Origin of the sequence: Rhizobium sp. GR12 (assembly GCF_036596185.1) — a bacterium.
Classification (GTDB): domain Bacteria; phylum Pseudomonadota; class Alphaproteobacteria; order Rhizobiales; family Rhizobiaceae; genus Agrobacterium; species Agrobacterium nepotum.
This window is the reverse complement of the sequence record NZ_JASXTH010000014.1, coordinates 75,807-90,946: the sequence shown is the minus strand read 5'-3', so window position 1 is coordinate 90,946 and position 15,140 is coordinate 75,807. Positions and strand designations below refer to the sequence as shown.

Annotated in this window: 13 protein-coding genes; 1 reads left to right on the top strand and 12 read right to left on the bottom strand. The window is 60.5% G+C overall.

Annotation, left to right across the window (positions count from 1 at the left end):
- Positions 1–178: 178 nt before the first annotated feature.
- From iolB to QSK43_RS22025, 10 genes are all read right to left on the bottom strand, one after another.
- Entirely contained in the window at positions 179–991 is an 813-nt protein-coding gene (iolB, locus tag QSK43_RS22070; RefSeq protein WP_332305286.1) for a 5-deoxy-glucuronate isomerase, read from the bottom strand.
- A gap of 184 nt (positions 992–1,175) precedes the next feature.
- Positions 1,176–2,084, bottom strand: a complete 909-nt coding sequence (gene iolE, locus QSK43_RS22065; protein ID WP_332305285.1) for a myo-inosose-2 dehydratase — start codon at positions 2,082–2,084, stop codon at positions 1,176–1,178.
- A 1-nt stretch (position 2,085) separates the two neighbouring features.
- On the bottom strand, positions 2,086–3,912 hold the full coding sequence (gene iolD, locus QSK43_RS22060) for a 3D-(3,5/4)-trihydroxycyclohexane-1,2-dione acylhydrolase (decyclizing) (protein WP_332305284.1): 1,827 nt from the start codon (positions 3,910–3,912) through the stop codon (positions 2,086–2,088).
- Positions 3,909–5,825 carry a bifunctional 5-dehydro-2-deoxygluconokinase/5-dehydro-2-deoxyphosphogluconate aldolase gene (locus QSK43_RS22055; protein WP_332305283.1) on the bottom strand — a complete coding sequence of 639 codons (1,917 nt, stop codon included), beginning with the start codon at positions 5,823–5,825 and terminating at the stop codon, positions 3,909–3,911. The genes iolD and QSK43_RS22055 overlap by 4 nt, the downstream gene beginning before the upstream one ends.
- 207 nt (positions 5,826–6,032) lie before the next feature.
- Entirely contained in the window at positions 6,033–6,848 is an 816-nt protein-coding gene (locus QSK43_RS22050; RefSeq protein ID WP_332305282.1) for a MurR/RpiR family transcriptional regulator, read from the bottom strand.
- 255 nt (positions 6,849–7,103) lie between these two features.
- Positions 7,104–7,820 (bottom strand): ABC transporter ATP-binding protein, encoded by a 717-nt coding sequence (locus tag QSK43_RS22045; protein WP_332305281.1) that lies wholly within the window; start codon positions 7,818–7,820, stop codon positions 7,104–7,106.
- Complete coding sequence (locus QSK43_RS22040) at positions 7,801–8,565, bottom strand: ABC transporter ATP-binding protein (RefSeq protein WP_332305280.1); 765 nt, start codon at positions 8,563–8,565, stop codon at positions 7,801–7,803. Before QSK43_RS22040 ends, QSK43_RS22045 begins: the two co-directional genes overlap by 20 nt.
- Positions 8,562–9,569, bottom strand: a complete 1,008-nt coding sequence (locus tag QSK43_RS22035) for a branched-chain amino acid ABC transporter permease (RefSeq protein WP_332305279.1) — start codon at positions 9,567–9,569, stop codon at positions 8,562–8,564. Before QSK43_RS22035 ends, QSK43_RS22040 begins: the two co-directional genes overlap by 4 nt.
- 1 nt (position 9,570) lies before the next feature.
- Entirely contained in the window at positions 9,571–10,434 is an 864-nt protein-coding gene (locus QSK43_RS22030) for a branched-chain amino acid ABC transporter permease (protein ID WP_332305278.1), read from the bottom strand.
- 81 nt (positions 10,435–10,515) lie between these two features.
- Entirely contained in the window at positions 10,516–11,688 is a 1,173-nt protein-coding gene (locus QSK43_RS22025) for an ABC transporter substrate-binding protein (protein WP_332305277.1), read from the bottom strand.
- A 477-nt stretch (positions 11,689–12,165) separates the two neighbouring features.
- On the opposite strand from QSK43_RS22025, the gene QSK43_RS22020 reads away from it, so the two are divergent.
- Positions 12,166–12,537, top strand: a complete 372-nt coding sequence (locus QSK43_RS22020; RefSeq protein WP_332305276.1) for a hypothetical protein — start codon at positions 12,166–12,168, stop codon at positions 12,535–12,537.
- Positions 12,538–12,549: 12 nt separating this feature from the next.
- Here the strand turns inward: QSK43_RS22020 and QSK43_RS22015 are convergent, their stop codons facing one another.
- Positions 12,550–14,280, bottom strand: a complete 1,731-nt coding sequence (locus QSK43_RS22015; protein WP_332305275.1) for a M14 family metallopeptidase — start codon at positions 14,278–14,280, stop codon at positions 12,550–12,552.
- 5 nt (positions 14,281–14,285) lie between these two features.
- Positions 14,286–15,134 carry an ABC transporter permease gene (locus QSK43_RS22010; RefSeq protein WP_332305274.1) on the bottom strand — a complete coding sequence of 283 codons (849 nt, stop codon included), beginning with the start codon at positions 15,132–15,134 and terminating at the stop codon, positions 14,286–14,288.
- Positions 15,135–15,140 lie beyond the last annotated feature (6 nt).

The following is a 15,140-nucleotide window of genomic DNA, read 5'->3' as shown; positions in this document are numbered from 1 at the left end:
CTTGGTGCGTTCCCGCAATCCTCATTCCTGTTCCCCGGAACAAACCCGAGGACGTCACAGGAATCCAGCTGACGCGCGTCTGTGCTGCGGTGAGACTCCTCTCAGCCCAAGGACTTGGGCTGGCTGGATCCCAGTGACAAGCACAGGATGAGGAGGGTGCTGTGTATGCTGGCGTGCATCACGGATTGTCGCGCTTGAAAATCCAGTCATGATCGGGATGGTTCTTGAACCGCCATTTGCGCATCGGCCCGGCCATCACGTTCAGATAATACATCTCGTAGCCATAGGGCGCGCCGCAGGGGTGGTGGCCCTTGGGAACCAGCACGACATCGCCGTCCGCCACAGCCATGGTCTCGTCAAGCGAGCCGTCTTCCGTGAAGACGCGCTGGAAACCAAAACCCTGCGCCGGATTGAGCCGGTGATAATAGGTCTCTTCCAGATAGGTCATATTAGGATAATTGTCCTCGTCATGCCGGTGCGGCGGATAGGACGACCAGTTGCCGGATGGCGTGAATACTTCCGTCACCAGCAGGCTGTCGGCCACATCGCGCTCTTCCATCGCGATAGGAAAGATATAGCGCGTATTGGCGCCCTTGCCGCGCTCGGTCAGTTGCACGCCATCAGGCCCGATCTGCTGCGCCTCGCGGGTTCCCTTCTCGACCGGTGCGGTGCAGACGCCGACGGTGCAATCCGTCGTCGCCGTCAAGGACCATTCGGAGCCTGCGGGGATGTAGACGCAATGCGGAGGCTTGCGCTCGAACACGTTCATGCGGTCGCCAAGTTCGCCGAAATCCTTGCCTCCGCCGGAGATTTCGGCCTTGCCTTCGACAAGCACCAGAATGACTTCGGTATCGCCGGTTTTCTCAGTGGCCGTTTCGCCCGGCTTCAGGCGGTAAAGGCCGAAACCGACATAACCCCAATCCGCGCTTTGGGGCGTGATGTCGTGCACCTTGCCGCTGGTCGCGACCGGCTTGCGCAGAAGTGAGGTCATGGTGGTGTTCCTTTTTAGTGAGTAGTTCGCTAATTCATGCCATCTCGTCATTCCGGCCTTGAGCCGGAATCCAGCCGACGCGCGTCCGCGCGGCGGGAAGACTCTTTTCAGCCCAAGGACTTGGGCTGGCTGGATACCGGCTCAAGGGCCGGTAAGACGGGTGGAGTAGGTCGCCCGCTTCCGTTCAAGCCGCCTGAGCCGTGTCCAGCCCCGCCTCACGCGCAAAAGCCTTCAGCGATTTCAGCCCGAGGCTCTGATATTCGAACGGGTTGCGCACATCCGGGTCCTGTTCGGCCTCGATGACCAGCCAGCCGCTGTAATTATGCTCCGCGGCAATTTTCAGCACCGGCGGAAAGTTCACGCCGCCCTCGCTATCGCCCGGCACGGTGAACACACCGCGGCGAACGCCTTCGAGGAAGGAAAGTCGTTCGCCCCGAACCTGCTCGGCAATCACCGGCCGCACGTTCTTGGCGTGGATATGGCCAACGCGGTGCATGTATTTCTGTGCGACGCGCACGGGATCGCCGCCGCCGAACAGGCAGTGGCCGGTATCCAGCAGCAGATGGGCCTTCGGCCCGGTATGCTGCATCAGAAGGTCGATCTCGTCTTCGCTCTCGACCACGGTTCCCATGTGGTGGTGGTAGACGAGGGTGATGCCCTGTTCGGCAGCGTAAGCCGCAAGCGTCTCAACACCCGCGCCGAACTTGGCCCAGTCTTCAGCCGAAAGGCGCGGACGGTCCACCAGCGCCGTGTCGTCGGCGCCGTGAATGGCGTTTGAGGTCTCGCAGACGATGATGACTTTCGAACCCATGGCCTTCAAGAGGTCAAGCGCTGGCTGCATGGCCTGCTTTTCGGATTCGATGCTGTCGGTCAGAAGGTTCAGCGAATGCCAGCCGGAGACGAAGGACAGGCCGCGTGGCGAAAGCACGCCCTTCAGGCCTTCCGGCTCCGTCGGGAACTTGTGGCCCTTCTCGATGCCGTCGAAGCCAATTTTGGCGGTTTCGTCGAGGCACTGTTCGAGGCTGATATGAGCGCCCAGCGTGCGGTCGTCGTCATTGGACCAGGCAATCGGGTTGGTTCCGTAACGGATCATCTTACTGTCTTTCCTTGAGATGGTTTTCATAACGGTCGCGCGCCGGTCCGATTTCGGCGCGTTCGGAAACTTCAGGCACCGCGACATCCCACCAGTGACCACCGGCCTGCGGTGTCGGATAGGGGTCGGTATCGATGACGATCACGGTCGTTCGGGTAGCCGCGCGGGCGGCAGCGAGCGCCGCTTCCAGCTCGGAAATGGTGGACACCTTGCGCGCATCCGCGCCCATAGAGCCGGCATGGGCGACGAAGTCGATGGCGATGGGATTGACGTTGGTGTGGGCGTAGAGGTTGTTGAACTGCGCGCCACCGGTTTCCATCTGAAGGCGGTTGATGCAGCCGTAACCGCGATTGTCGGTGATGACGAGCGTGATCTTGACGCCCATGGCGACCGATGTCGCAAGCTCGGAATTCATCATCATGTAGGAGCCGTCGCCGACCATGACGATCACGTCCCGGTCCGGTTCCGCCATCTTGATGCCGAGACCGCCGGCCACCTCATATCCCATGCAGGAGAAACCGTATTCCATGTGATAGGAAAGCGGCAGCTTGGATTTCCACAGCTGATGCAACTCACCGGGCATGGTGCCCGCCGCGCACATGACGACGGTATTGTCGCGGGACTGGCGTTGTACAGCGCCGATCACCTGCATGTCGGTGGGCAGGCTGTTGGCATTGTCCTCGCCCGGTGCCGCCGTATCGGCATCGGCCTTCTCGAACCATGCTGCCTTAAGCTTGGCATCCGGTGCCGTGAAACGGTGGCTGCCAAGCGCGGCTGACAGTTTTTCAAGCCCGATCTTCGCATCCGCCGTCAGGCTGATCGCATCATGCTTGGCGCTGTCATAGGGCTGCACATTGAGGGCGAGAATCTTGCGGTCCGGGTTCTTGAACAGCGCCCAGGAGCCGGTGGTAAAATCCTGAAAGCGGGTGCCGACGCCAAAAACCAGATCGGCCTTCTCGCTGATGATATTGGCGCTTTCTGCACCGGTTACGCCGACCGGGCCGAAATTGAGATCGTGATCCCATGCCAGCGCCGATTTGCCGGCCTGCGTTTCCACCACGGGGATGGCATGTTTTTCGGCAAAGCTTCTCAGCGTTTCGGTGGCGCCGGCGAAATGCACGCCGCCACCGGCAACGATAACAGGGTTCTTCGCAGCTTTCAGCGCGGCGACGGCCTCTTCGAATTCCACCACGTCAGGCTCGGGCCGGCGTTGCCGCCAGATGCGCTTTTCGAAAAAGCTGACGGGATAATCATAGGCTTCCGCCTGCACATCCTGGCAGAAGGCAAGCGTTACTGGGCCACAATCGGCCGGGTCCGTCATGGTGCGCATGGCGCGGGGAAGGGCGGTCAGCAATTGTTCCGGGCGCATGATGCGGTCGAAATACCGGCTCACCGGGCGGAAGCAGTCATTGACAGTCATCGTGCCGTCGCCGAAATCTTCCAGCTGCTGCAGAACGGGGTCGGGACCGCGATTGGCGAAGACATCGCCGGGGATCAGCAGAACCGGCAGGCGGTTGACATGAGCAAGCGCTGCCGCCGTCACCATGTTGGCGGCACCGGGGCCGATGGAAGAGGTGACCGCCATTGCCCGCCTGCGGCGCAACTGCTTGGAATAGGCAATCGCGGCATGGGCCATGGATTGTTCGTTCTGGCCGCGATAGGTCGGCAGTTCCTCGCGAATGCCATAAAGCGCCTCGCCGATGCCGGCGACATTGCCATGGCCGAAAATGGCCCAGACACCGGCAATATAGGTCTCGCCGTGCTCATTCATCTGCGCGGCGAGGTAACGAACCATTGCCTGCGCAGCCGTCAATCTGATTGTTTTCACGCTGCCTCTCCCTTTTTGGCGCGCGCCTCATCCCATATGCGGCACAGGCTTGTGTAGCGCTGCGCCATGTCCTTCACCGCTTCCTGATCTGTCATCTTACCGCCGAGCCATGCCCGCGCAGCATCTGCGAAAATCGTGCGACCGACGGCGAAACCTTTGACCAGATCGAAACCGGCGGCAAGGCGGAAGCTCTCCTCCAGTTCACTTTGCGGTGCGTCGAGACCGAGAACGACGATGCCCCGCACGTAAGGATCGTTGCGATGCACGGCGTCGCAGGCATTCTTCCACGCGGCTGTGGTTTTCATCGGCTCCAGTTTCCACCAGTCGGGATAAACGCCGATCTCGTAGAAGCGTTCGATGATGCGCGCGGCGGTCAGATCGTCGGTCGGGCCGACCTTGGAGGGAATGACCTCCAGCAGCATTTCCAGCCGGTTGCGGCGTGTCGCCTGGAAGAGACGCATGACCGTCTCCTCCTGCGCAGCGCGCATCTCATCCGTATCATCAGGGTGGTAGAAGCACAGAACCTTCACGACATTTTCAAGCGGCCATTCGGACAGGCCGCCGAAATCCTTGCCGAGTTCGGGTTCCAGCGTCAACGGGCGCGAGCCCGGCCATTCCACCGGCCGGCCGATCCACAGACCGGAGCCGCTGGCGGCGAAGAGCGCATCGCGACCAAGGCGTCCATCGCAGAGTATGCCGTAACCCGCCTTACCATCGGCAACCGTCTGCGCCGCCTCAAGGCAAAGTTTCTTGAAGGCGCCGATACGCTCGTGTTTCACGCCCAGTTCGTCGGCAATGGCTTCCAGCTGCATGCGGTGGTCGAAGGCGAAGACCCGCATCGTGTCCCATTCGCCCTTACGATTGGTGGACCAGTGCACTTGCTCCAGCGCCTCGTCCTTGCGCAGCGCCCTGTTGCGAATGCCGGCCTTGAAGAAATATTGCAGTTCTTCCCAGCTCGGATAGGCGGGTGTGCAGCCGTGGCGGGAGACGGCGAAGGCACCGCAGGCATTGGCGTATTTCAGCGTTGTCGGCCAATCCTCGCCACGCAGCCAGCCGCGGAAAAGCCCGGCCATGAAACCGTCGCCCGCACCCAGAACGTTGAAGACTTCGATCGGGAAACCTTCGCCCGTCTCGCCATCATCAAGGCTTGCGGGAATATCGCCGGTGAAGACCGAGGCACCCATCGGCCCGCGCTTGCACACCAGCGTCGCATTCGAAACCTTGCGTACGGCGTTCAATGCGGCGAGCGTATCGGTGGAGCCACCGGCAATGTGGAACTCTTCCTCGGTGCCGACGATCAGGTCGAACAGGTGCAGCGTGGATTGCAGCTTGGCGGTGACCTTCTGCGATTCCACGAAGCGGCTCTCACCATCGCCATGGCCGGCGACGCCCCAGAGGTTGGGCCGGTAATCGATATCGAGCGCGGTTTTCGCGCCATTTTCGCGGGCGAGGTTCAGCGCCTTCAGCACGGCAGCTTCCGTCTTCGGATGCGACAGATGCGTGCCGGTGGCACAGACGCAGGCCGTCTCGGCAATGAAGGCGGGATCGATGTCGTCTTCGCTGAGCGCCATGTCAGCACAGTTTTCGCGATAGAAAATCAGCGGAAACTGGTTCTGGTCGCGAATGCCGAGTAGCACCAGCGCCGTCAACCGCTCCGGGTCTGTTTTGACGCCGCGCACGTCCACGCCTTCGCGCACCAGCTGCTCACGAATGAAGCGGCCCATATGTTCATTACCGACACGGGTAATGACGGCGCTGTTGAGGCCGAGCCGGGCGGCACCCGCCGCAATATTGGTGGGAGAGCCGCCGATATATTTGGCAAAGGAGGCCATGTCCTCCAGACGGCCGCCGACCTGCGAACCGTACAGGTCGACCGACGAGCGCCCGATCGTGATGAGATCAAGTTTCTTCAAAAGGTTCCTCCTTCGGACCGCCGAAATGCGGCGGTCTGCCTCACATGTCCGGAGCGGCATTCCGGACGGATCGCCCGAATTTTTCGCCATCCCACCGGTGAGCCTCCTCCGCCCACTTATCGTCCCTCACGAGACGGACGATAATGGAATGCCCGTTTCATGGTTTTGGATCATAAATTCTATTTTTGATGTTTTCAATAAAAATATTCAGGCTGTTTTGCGAGTTCCCACAGCGACAGCCAGTGTAATGGCGAGACAGAGCGTGGCGGAAAGCGAGCGGAATGCCCCGAAATCGATTTCCGTCACCGTCAACAGCGTCGCCCCGGATTTCCTGAGCGGATTGACGGCCGAATCGGACATGGCGACGACTGGAATGCCATTTGCGCGGGCCATTTCCGCAAGCTCCAGCGTTTCCGCCGAATAGGGAGAGAAGGTGATCGCAATCAGCGCGTCGTCGCGGGAGATGGCGCTCAGATTGCCAAGGCCACCGACAGCGCTGTGCAAAACTGCCGGCACCTTCATTTTTTCAAAAGCATAAGCGAGATAGCTGGCAATGGGGAAAGAGCGCCGCAAACCGATGATGTGCACTGTGCGCGCCTGTGCCAGCGCCGCAACCGCCTCGTCAAGCTGCTTCGTATCGACCGATTTCAGAAGCATTTCCAGGGAGGATCGGCCGGCTTCGACGAATTCCGCCAGCAGGCCCGACGCGCTCTCGTCTCCCTTTTCACGCAGATGGTCGAGCCGGGTGGCATAATCCGGCCAGCCGCCGACATAGGAATCGCGAAACAGGCGCTGCATCTCTGAAAAGCCGGAAAAACCCATGATCTGACAAAACCGCATGAAGGCGGAGGGCTGAACACCGGCACCATCAGCCATTTCGGCAACGGTGGAAACGGCGATGCGATCCTGATTGGAAGCGACATAATCGGCGCATTGACGTAATCGTTTCGGCAGGCCTTCCGCGACGTGGAGCAACCGCTCCTCAAAAGCCTTCACGGAGTCTGGCGCCTCGATTGCCGTCATTGTCGTTCCCTTGTGCACATTGAAATCATGGGCACTTTAGCCGTTGTGGAATTTTTATTCCATTGGGTTTTTCGGGAAGGGGAAATTTGTGACGGGATGGAGTTTGTTGTGATGTAGGAACCCGCCGCTTCCGTCATACCGGCCTTGAGCCGGTATCCAGCCAGCACAAGTCTTTGGGCTGAAAAGAGTCCCTCGTCGCGCCGACGCGCGTCGGCTGGATTTCGGCTCAAGGCCGGTATGACGGAAGGGGATGAGCTAGTGCAATCCACCGACACCAAGATGCGTATCGATAATATCCGGGTTCTCTGCAAGATCAGCCGACGGCCCTTCCCAGACGATGCGGCCGCGTTCCATGATTATGGCGTGGTCGGCGAAGTCGATGGCCATCTGGATGCGCTGTTCGATGAGGAGAATGGTCATTTCGCCCGATTGTGCGAGTTTGGAGAAGGCCGCCATCAGCTCCTCGCGGATGACGGGAGCGAGGCCTTCGAGCGGCTCGTCCAGAAGCAGAACCTGCGGCTGACCGAGGATGCTGCGGGCGGTGGAGAGCATCTGCTGCTCGCCGCCGGAGAGTTGCGAGCCGAGATTGCGACGTCTTTCCTTCAGGCGTGGAAACAGCGTGTAGGCTTCCTCGATTGCCGATTTCGGCCGTCCCTTGAGGCCGACGAAGAGGTTTTCTTCAACTGTTAGCGTCGGAAAGACATCGCGGGTCTGTGGCACATAACCGAGACCGGCGCGGGCGCGGGCAGCACTTGGCAGGGCAGCGATATCCTGTCCGCCGAGACGAATATCGCCGGCAAAACGTTTCGTCTGCCCGGCAAGCGTGGCAAACAGGCTGGTCTTGCCGACGCCGTTGCGGCCGAGCACCGCGAAACGCGAACCGGCGGGAACCGATAGCGACAGCCCCTCGATGACGCGGGTGGGGCCATAACCGGCGGTCAGGTTGGCGATTTCAAGCGGCGCTGCGGGCATTGGCGTAACTTCCGAGATAAGCTTGGCGGACTTCGGCATTGCTGGTGACTTCACCAGGCGAACCGTCGAAGATGACGGCGCCTGCGGCAAGCACCACCACACGTTTGGCAAAACGGAAGACCAGATCCATGTCGTGTTCGATCATCAATATTGCGAGGTCGCCGGGCAGGCGGTCGAGCGCCTGTTCGATACGCGCCGTCTCCGTGGAGGGAACGCCGGCGGCGGGTTCATCCAGCAGCAGGATTTTGGGCCTGAGCGCCATGGCAAGCGCGATTTCGATCAGCCGCTGCTGGCCATAGGCGATTTCACGAACCCGGATTTCGGCAATCGCAAGCAGGCCAAGCGTGGCGAGGATGTCGTGCGCTTCCTCCATTACGGTGGGCATCGCGCGGTAGCGGCCGAAAATCCGGCCCGTCCTGCCTTCCCGTTGCAGGATGGCGAGCGCAACGTGTTCCTCCGGCGTCATGTCCTGGAACAGCCGCGTGACCTGAAACGAGCGCACGAGCCCGCGTTTCACCCGCTGGCTGGCGCTGAGCGTGGTCACGTCTTCCCCGGCGATCCGCACTGTGCCGGCGGATGGCTTGATGTTGCCGGTAACGAGGTTGACGAAGGTGGTCTTGCCCGCGCCATTGGGGCCTATCAGCACCGTGCGGTCTCCCGGGGAAAGAGACAGCGAGACATTATTGGTGACGACGAGACCGCCGAAGTTCTTCTGCAGGCCGGTCACTTCGAAAATGGCGCTCATTTGCGATCTCCCCGCAGGCGCGCGATGATCTGTTCGCCTGCGCCGTAAAGGCCGCGTGGGGCAAAGAGCACGACGGCGATCAGAAGCAGGCCGACGATGGTGAGCCAGTGGAACGGATTGGCGGCGGAAACGACATCCTCGAACCACATGAAGGTGACGGTGCCGATCAGCGCGCCATAAAGCGAACCTGCACCGCCGAGCACCAGCATGACCAGCGCTTCCGCCGAAAGCGTGAAGCTGAGGCTGTCGAGGCCGACGACCTGGGTTGAAATGGCGTTCAGCGCGCCGCCAATGCCGGCGACGATGCCTGATATCACGAACATCTTGAGAATGGTGCCGTTGACCGATCCGCCCATGGCCTGAATGCGGATGCTGTCCTGCTTGACGCCGCGACACAACATGCCGAACGGCGAATGGACGACGACCCGAAGTGCTAGAAAAACGACAAGCAGCAGACAGACGCCATAGATATAGGCGGTGCGGCCGTAAAGATCGAATTCGAACGTGCCGAACAGGGCATCGGGCGAGACGCCGGCAAGCCCGTCGCTGCCGCCCGTCCAGTCGGAAGCCTTGTTGGCTGCCTCATGGAAAAGATGGACGACGGCGATGGAAAGCACCAGTTGCGGCAGGCCGTGCGCCCGCAACAGAACCATGCCGGATAACAGCCCGGCGACGCCGCCGACTGCTGCCCCGATAAGGGTCATGAGAAGCGGATCGGTAATGCCGAAATGGGCGGCGGCAATGCCGGCGGCATAAGCCCCGGCACCGAACAGCGCCGCATGGCCGAGCGTGGCGACGCCGCAATAACCGGTGACGAGATCGATGGAGAGCACCAGAAGCGCTATCGCGATGATACGCGTCAGAAGCGCCAGATTGTCCGGAAACAGGAAATAACCGGTCACGGCGGCGGCGATGATGACGAGCGGGCCGCCAAGCGTGCGCAGCGATGAGCGGGCCTTCGGGGGCTTTGCGGTTTCGGTTGCGTCGTTCATGAGCACCACCATCTCATTTCGCCCTTCCGAGGAGGCCGCGCGGGAACAGCGTGATGATCACGATGACCGCAAGATAGAAGAAGAATTCGCCGTATTCGGGGGCGAGGTAACGTCCCGTCGTATCGATGGTGCCAAGCAGCAGGCAGGCGATCAATGCGCCGGGGATCGAGCCTGCACCTCCGACGGAGACGACCACGAGGAAAGTGACCATGTAACGCAGCGCATAATAGGGCTCGACCGGCAGCAATTCTGCGCCGATGACACCGCCCATGGCGGCGAGGCCGACGGCGATGGCGAAGCTTACGGCATAGATGACTTCGGTGCGCACGCCGAGTGCTGCCGCCATGGCGGCATTGTCCACCGCTGCCCGCAGCTTGATGCCGAAGGCGGTCTTTTCGAAAGTGAACCATAGCGTCGCCGCCACCACGAGGCCGCTGACGATGGCGAAGATGCGGTGGGTGGCGATGGTGCGGAAGCCGAGATCGGTTGGACCGGCCAATTGTTGCGGCAGCGGGATGGTTTTGAGCGTCGGTCCGAAGACGAAATTGGCGATGCCGATGATGCAGAAGGTGATGCCGATGGTCATCAGCACCTGCGTCAGTTCGGGCGCGCCATAAATGCGCCGATAGAGGAACCGCTCGAGCGGTATGGCGATCACGATGGTGCCGACGATCGCAACGAGAATTGCCGCCGCGTAACCGAGGCCGAGACCATGGGCGGCGTAGGAGGCGAGGTATCCGCCGATCATGGCGAAGGCGCCATGGGCCAGATTGACCACCCGCATCAGCCCCATCGTCACCGAAAGGCCGATGGAGATGATGAAAAGCACCATGCCATAGGCAAGCGCATCGACAAGGATGCTGAAAACCGTTTGCATGTTTGAAAGCTCCTCCCCATGCGATTGCGCCCGTGCCGGAGCCGCCCGCGAAGGCGGCGCCGGTCATTTCCGTCTCAGTGCTTACTTCGCGGCGGCAAGGCCCGGATCGCCCTGTTTTTCGAAAGTCTGGACTTCCTTGTTATAATAATTGCCATCATCGCTCTTGGCGACTTCGCGCAGATAGATGTTCTGCGTGATGTGGCGGCTTTGCGGATCGATGCTGACAGGGCCGCGCGGGCTTGTCCAGGAAAGACCCTTCACCGCCTCTACCGCCTTTTCAGCATCCTGTTTGCCGCCGGTCGCCTCGATCATCTTGGTGATGACATACATGCCGTCAAATGCGCCGACTGCGGGGAAGGACAGTTCTTTCGGATTGCCGATCGCCTTCGATGCGGCCTCCACGAAGGTCTTGTTCTCGGGTGAATCGTGTGAGACGGCGTAATGGAAGGTCGTCTGCATGCCGAGCGCGGATTCGCCCAGCGCCGGCAGGTCCGATTCCTGCGTCAGGTCGCCCGGCGCAAAAAGCTTGATGCCGGATGATTTCAGACCGTTGTCGTTGAACGCCTTCACGAAGCCGAGCGTCGTGGGGCCGGAGGGCAGGAAGGCGAAAACGCCTTGAGCGCCGGAATCCTTCACGCGTTGCATGATCGGGCTGAAATCATTGGTGGAAAGCGGCATACGAATGCTTTCCACGACCTCGCCGCCGGCTGCGGTGAAGGCCGCCTTGAAGGCGTTCTCCGCATCGACGCCCGGGCCGTAATCGCTGACCAGCGAAATGACCTTCTTGACGCCGCCATCGAAAGCCACCTTGGCGATGGGGCTTGATGTCTGCCATGTCGTGAACGAGGTGCGAACCACATAGGGGCTTTTTGTAACAATGGCCGATGTGGCCGCGTTCATGATGACCATGGGCACATTGCCCTGCTTCAGAAGCGGCGTGACGGCCATGGCATCAGGCGTAAAATAGAAGCCGGCAAGATATTGCACGCCTTCCTTCACCACCAGCTCCTGCGCCAGCGCCTTGGATTGCGCCGGATCGGCCTGCGGCACATCGCGGTAAACAACCTCGATCGTGTCATCGCCGACCTTGTTGCCGTGAAGCGAAAACCAGGCGTCTATGCCGGCCTTGAAGTTCTTGCCCTGCAACGCGAAGGGGCCGGAGAACGGACCGACCACGCCGACCTTGATCGTCTCGGCATAGGCAACGGAACTGAAGCAGATGGCCGCGATTGCGGCGGTGATCCGTAATTTCATGATTTCCTCCCAATTGATCCGTGGCTCCCTCCACCGATCCAGCCAGTCAGACTGGTAAGTGTGATGGCCAAAGTAAAATGAAAAAAAGGGGGTAATCAATAACCTTATGGTTATCAGTTCCCGCTTCATCCGGCTCTGCCCGATCCTGGACCATACAATAGAGTATTTCCAGTAAAAGTGCGTAGCGGTTTTACGTCCGGAAAATTCGTAAAAACAAAGAGGTAGCCCAGGTCGAACGATTCCGTTCAAACAGAATGTGCTCTAGGATTACGCGGCGATTCTCAATCTCCGCAGGCGTCGCAGCCATCATGAACGGCCGCGTTCCGGCGTGCCGCGCTGGAATGCCCCGTTATGAAAACGGCCGGTTCATATGGATGGAGAGTGACGGGAAAAGCCGCGCAGCCCACATGCCTTAACCAGTTCTAAGGGGATTGTTCGTAGTCTCGCGAAGAATATTTTTAATTTATTGGTGTCTGCATGGGCGAATATCAGAATAAAGCAGTTGAACTGATGCGAAACCGCGTTGGAGAAAGTATACTCGGCAACAAGATCGAGCGCCGTGAAGCTTTTCTTCGCAAGGCGCTGGCGCTGTATCACGTCATGGGCGGAACGGCGGATGGCATTCAGTCTGCGTCGAAGGACGTTGCAAACCTGCTACCGCCAACCGTTGACGTGGCCGTCGGCGACGTCATGTACAAACTCGCCGCGATCGGGCATGTCGCCGATATCGATATTATTCAGGCGGGTTACAACAAGCTGGACGCGGCGAATTTACATATTCTCAGCAAGGGCAAAAAGCTCTTGCAGAAACAGCGGGAAAAAAAGCTTGCCGCTGTGCCGGCGAAATAAGCTCCTCTCCAGTCACGCAATTTCCCCGAGGATTTCCTGCCAGGCGTCGTAAGCGGAAAGAACCGTTTCCATCTGTGCGGTGTGCCCGGCGATGAATTCGTCCCCGTAGATCGTTTCATCGGGATATTCAGTGATCAGCGTCATAGGCACGGTGTGGCGGTCGTCGATGGACGACATGCACGGGAAGCCGTTGATGATGCGGAAGCCGGTTTCCCCGGCATGGATCTCGTAGAGCGCGATCTGACGGTTGTTGTAATCCAGCAGGCCCGGGATCGCGCCGATATGGCGGGTGACCCGGTCGAGCAGGGCTTCCGCCTGCCTTTCCCAATCCGCATGGTGGCGGATGATGAGGAAGAAACCCTTCGGCAGGGTCCACATGGCAAAATTGCGCGGCACATAGCCGGAAAGCGGGCGGGTCCATTCGTGGGAGGGATAACCGTGCAGGTTCACATGCAGGCTCGCGCCGCTCATGTCCTGCGCGCTAAAACGGATTTCCTTCTCGTTGAGATGAACGCCCGAATTTTCCCGCGTGCGGTACTCCAGATCGTCGCCGAGCGCCGTGTAACGCGCCGCGTGGTGCATGTGGCGCGGGTTGTCGGCCCTTAGCCGCTGGTGCAGGGCGTAACCATCCGGATTTTCCAGCGGGGAAATAGTGAAATGCGCGCCTTTTCTCTGGCCAAGCGCGCGGGCGGCGCGGATGGCGCCGACGATGCCGGTGGTCTCATTGGGGTGCTGGCCGCCGCTGATCATCACGGCGGCATCGCTGCCGGCGACGTAACGGGCGGCAAGGACGCGGCCCGACCGCGAACGGGCCTCGAAGGCCTGGCCGCCGATATCCGCAAGCATCCGCGCGATCTGACCTGTCGCTACCGGTTCGCTGGCCGCATCGATTGGCTGCTCCCTGCCATCGAGGAAGGCGGTAGTGAGCACACGGGTCTCTATACGGACCGAAACATGGCCGTTGCTCTTGACGATTTCCGGAACGATCTGGCCGGGTTTCAGGCCCCGGTCGCCCAGCGGGCGGCCGGACTTCTTCTGGAAGAATTCCAGCAGGGAGAAATAGACATCCTCGTGCAGGGCTTCGCGCAGGCTGACCACCTCGTCGCCGACCGGCAGGGCCATGTCTTCGGCCGGATGCGCGACGCGGATGTTCAATTCCTCGAAATAGGGTTCTTCATTGCCCCAGTCGTGGTTTGCGATAGCTTCAATCGCCGCCTGGAAAAGCCGCTCGTAATCGGTTTCCAGCCGCTCGCCCGCCTCGTCGCCGCCGAGCCTGAACCAGCCGGTCGGCGAGACATTGGTTTCGCCGACGACATCTTTGTGAACGCGGTTTGGAGCCAGAACCGTGAGCGTTTCTGTCCGCTCTCCACGCTTGAGCGTCACATCATAATGGAAGGCATTGTCGTTGCGGGCGATGAAGTCGATCTTCGCGTCGCCGACCATTGCCGCCAGCGGATAGGCTTCCAGCCGGAACCTGTTGGCCGGGGTGCTTGCGTGCACCGGGTAACGCACTTCGACGGTCTCGACGCCATCAAGATCGATCTCCTCGAGAAAGGTGAAGAGAAGCGGCTTATAGGCGCTGCGGATGCGGGCGGTGACGCCTTTTTCCTTCAGCCTGCTTTCGGCTTCGCGACGGCTTTTCGTGTCGTCGAAGGTCCATGCCTCGAAGGACTGACCGGGGTTCGCGCGGGCGACGAGTTCATCAAGGCTGCGGTCGAAGGACTGTTCGAAAATCTGGCTCATCGCGATCACCTTGAGGTTCTGCCGGTGGGGTCGAGGCTGTCGCGCAGCCAGTCGCCCAGAAGGTTGAGGCCGAGCACGGTCAGGAGGATGGCAAGACCGGGGAAGACGCTGACCCACCATGCCGTTTGCAGATAGGTGCGGCCATCCGCCAGCATGCCGCCCCAGCTTGGAATGGTGGGATCGACGCCGAGGCCGAGGAAGGTCAGGCTGCTTTCCAGCAGAATGTTGTTGGCAACGTTGAGCGTCATCAGCACGATCACCGGGCCGATGAGATTCGGCAGCAGGTGCTGGAGAATGATGCGCCAGTCCCTCACGCCGATGGCGCGGGCGGAAAGGATGAATTCCCGTTCGCGCAGGGTCAGCACGGAGCCACGAACCAGACGGGCATATTGCACCCATTGGGAGACGATCAGCAGGATGATGGTGTTGGTGAGGCTGCCGCCGACGATGGCGATGAAGGTGATGGCCAAGAGAATGAAGGGCATGGCGAGCTGGATATCGGCAAAGCGCATGACCAGCATGTCCCAGAAGCCGCGATAATAACCGGCGACCAGACCGACTGCGACGCCGAAGACAACCGCGCCGATGACAGAGGTGAAGCCGACGAGCAGAGAAATCTTGCCGCCGGCCACGACACGGGCCAGCACGTCTCGGCCAAGCGGATCGGTGCCGAGCGGATGGGCGGCACTGGCAAACGGCTTGGCAAGACGCGCCATCAGGTCGATCTTTTCGGCGCCGCCCGGAAACAGCACGTCGGAAAGAAGAACGGCAAGGCAGATAACGACGGTCAGCAGGGCGCCGAGAATGAATTCGAGATTGGTGAAGCGCGACAGGCGCGAGGTTTTGGCAGTCATCGTCAA

What these genes read in the sequence shown, in the direction of transcription:
- QSK43_RS22040 (WP_332305280.1), bottom strand. Translation starts at nt 8,565, where the DNA reads ATGAGCGCCATTTTCGAAGTGACCGGCCTGCAGAAGAACTTCGGCGGT.
- QSK43_RS22010 (WP_332305274.1), bottom strand. Translation starts at nt 15,134, where the DNA reads ATGACTGCCAAAACCTCGCGCCTGTCGCGCTTCACCAATCTCGAATTC.
- iolE (WP_332305285.1), bottom strand. Translation starts at nt 2,084, where the DNA reads ATGATCCGTTACGGAACCAACCCGATTGCCTGGTCCAATGACGACGAC.
- QSK43_RS22025 (WP_332305277.1), bottom strand. Translation starts at nt 11,688, where the DNA reads ATGAAATTACGGATCACCGCCGCAATCGCGGCCATCTGCTTCAGTTCC.
- QSK43_RS22030 (WP_332305278.1), bottom strand. Translation starts at nt 10,434, where the DNA reads ATGCAAACGGTTTTCAGCATCCTTGTCGATGCGCTTGCCTATGGCATG.
- QSK43_RS22015 (WP_332305275.1), bottom strand. Translation starts at nt 14,280, where the DNA reads ATGAGCCAGATTTTCGAACAGTCCTTCGACCGCAGCCTTGATGAACTC.
- QSK43_RS22045 (WP_332305281.1), bottom strand. Translation starts at nt 7,820, where the DNA reads ATGCCCGCAGCGCCGCTTGAAATCGCCAACCTGACCGCCGGTTATGGC.
- QSK43_RS22020 (WP_332305276.1), top strand. Translation starts at nt 12,166, where the DNA reads ATGGGCGAATATCAGAATAAAGCAGTTGAACTGATGCGAAACCGCGTT.
- QSK43_RS22050 (WP_332305282.1), bottom strand. Translation starts at nt 6,848, where the DNA reads ATGACGGCAATCGAGGCGCCAGACTCCGTGAAGGCTTTTGAGGAGCGG.
- QSK43_RS22035 (WP_332305279.1), bottom strand. Translation starts at nt 9,569, where the DNA reads ATGGTGGTGCTCATGAACGACGCAACCGAAACCGCAAAGCCCCCGAAG.
- iolB (WP_332305286.1), bottom strand. Translation starts at nt 991, where the DNA reads ATGACCTCACTTCTGCGCAAGCCGGTCGCGACCAGCGGCAAGGTGCAC.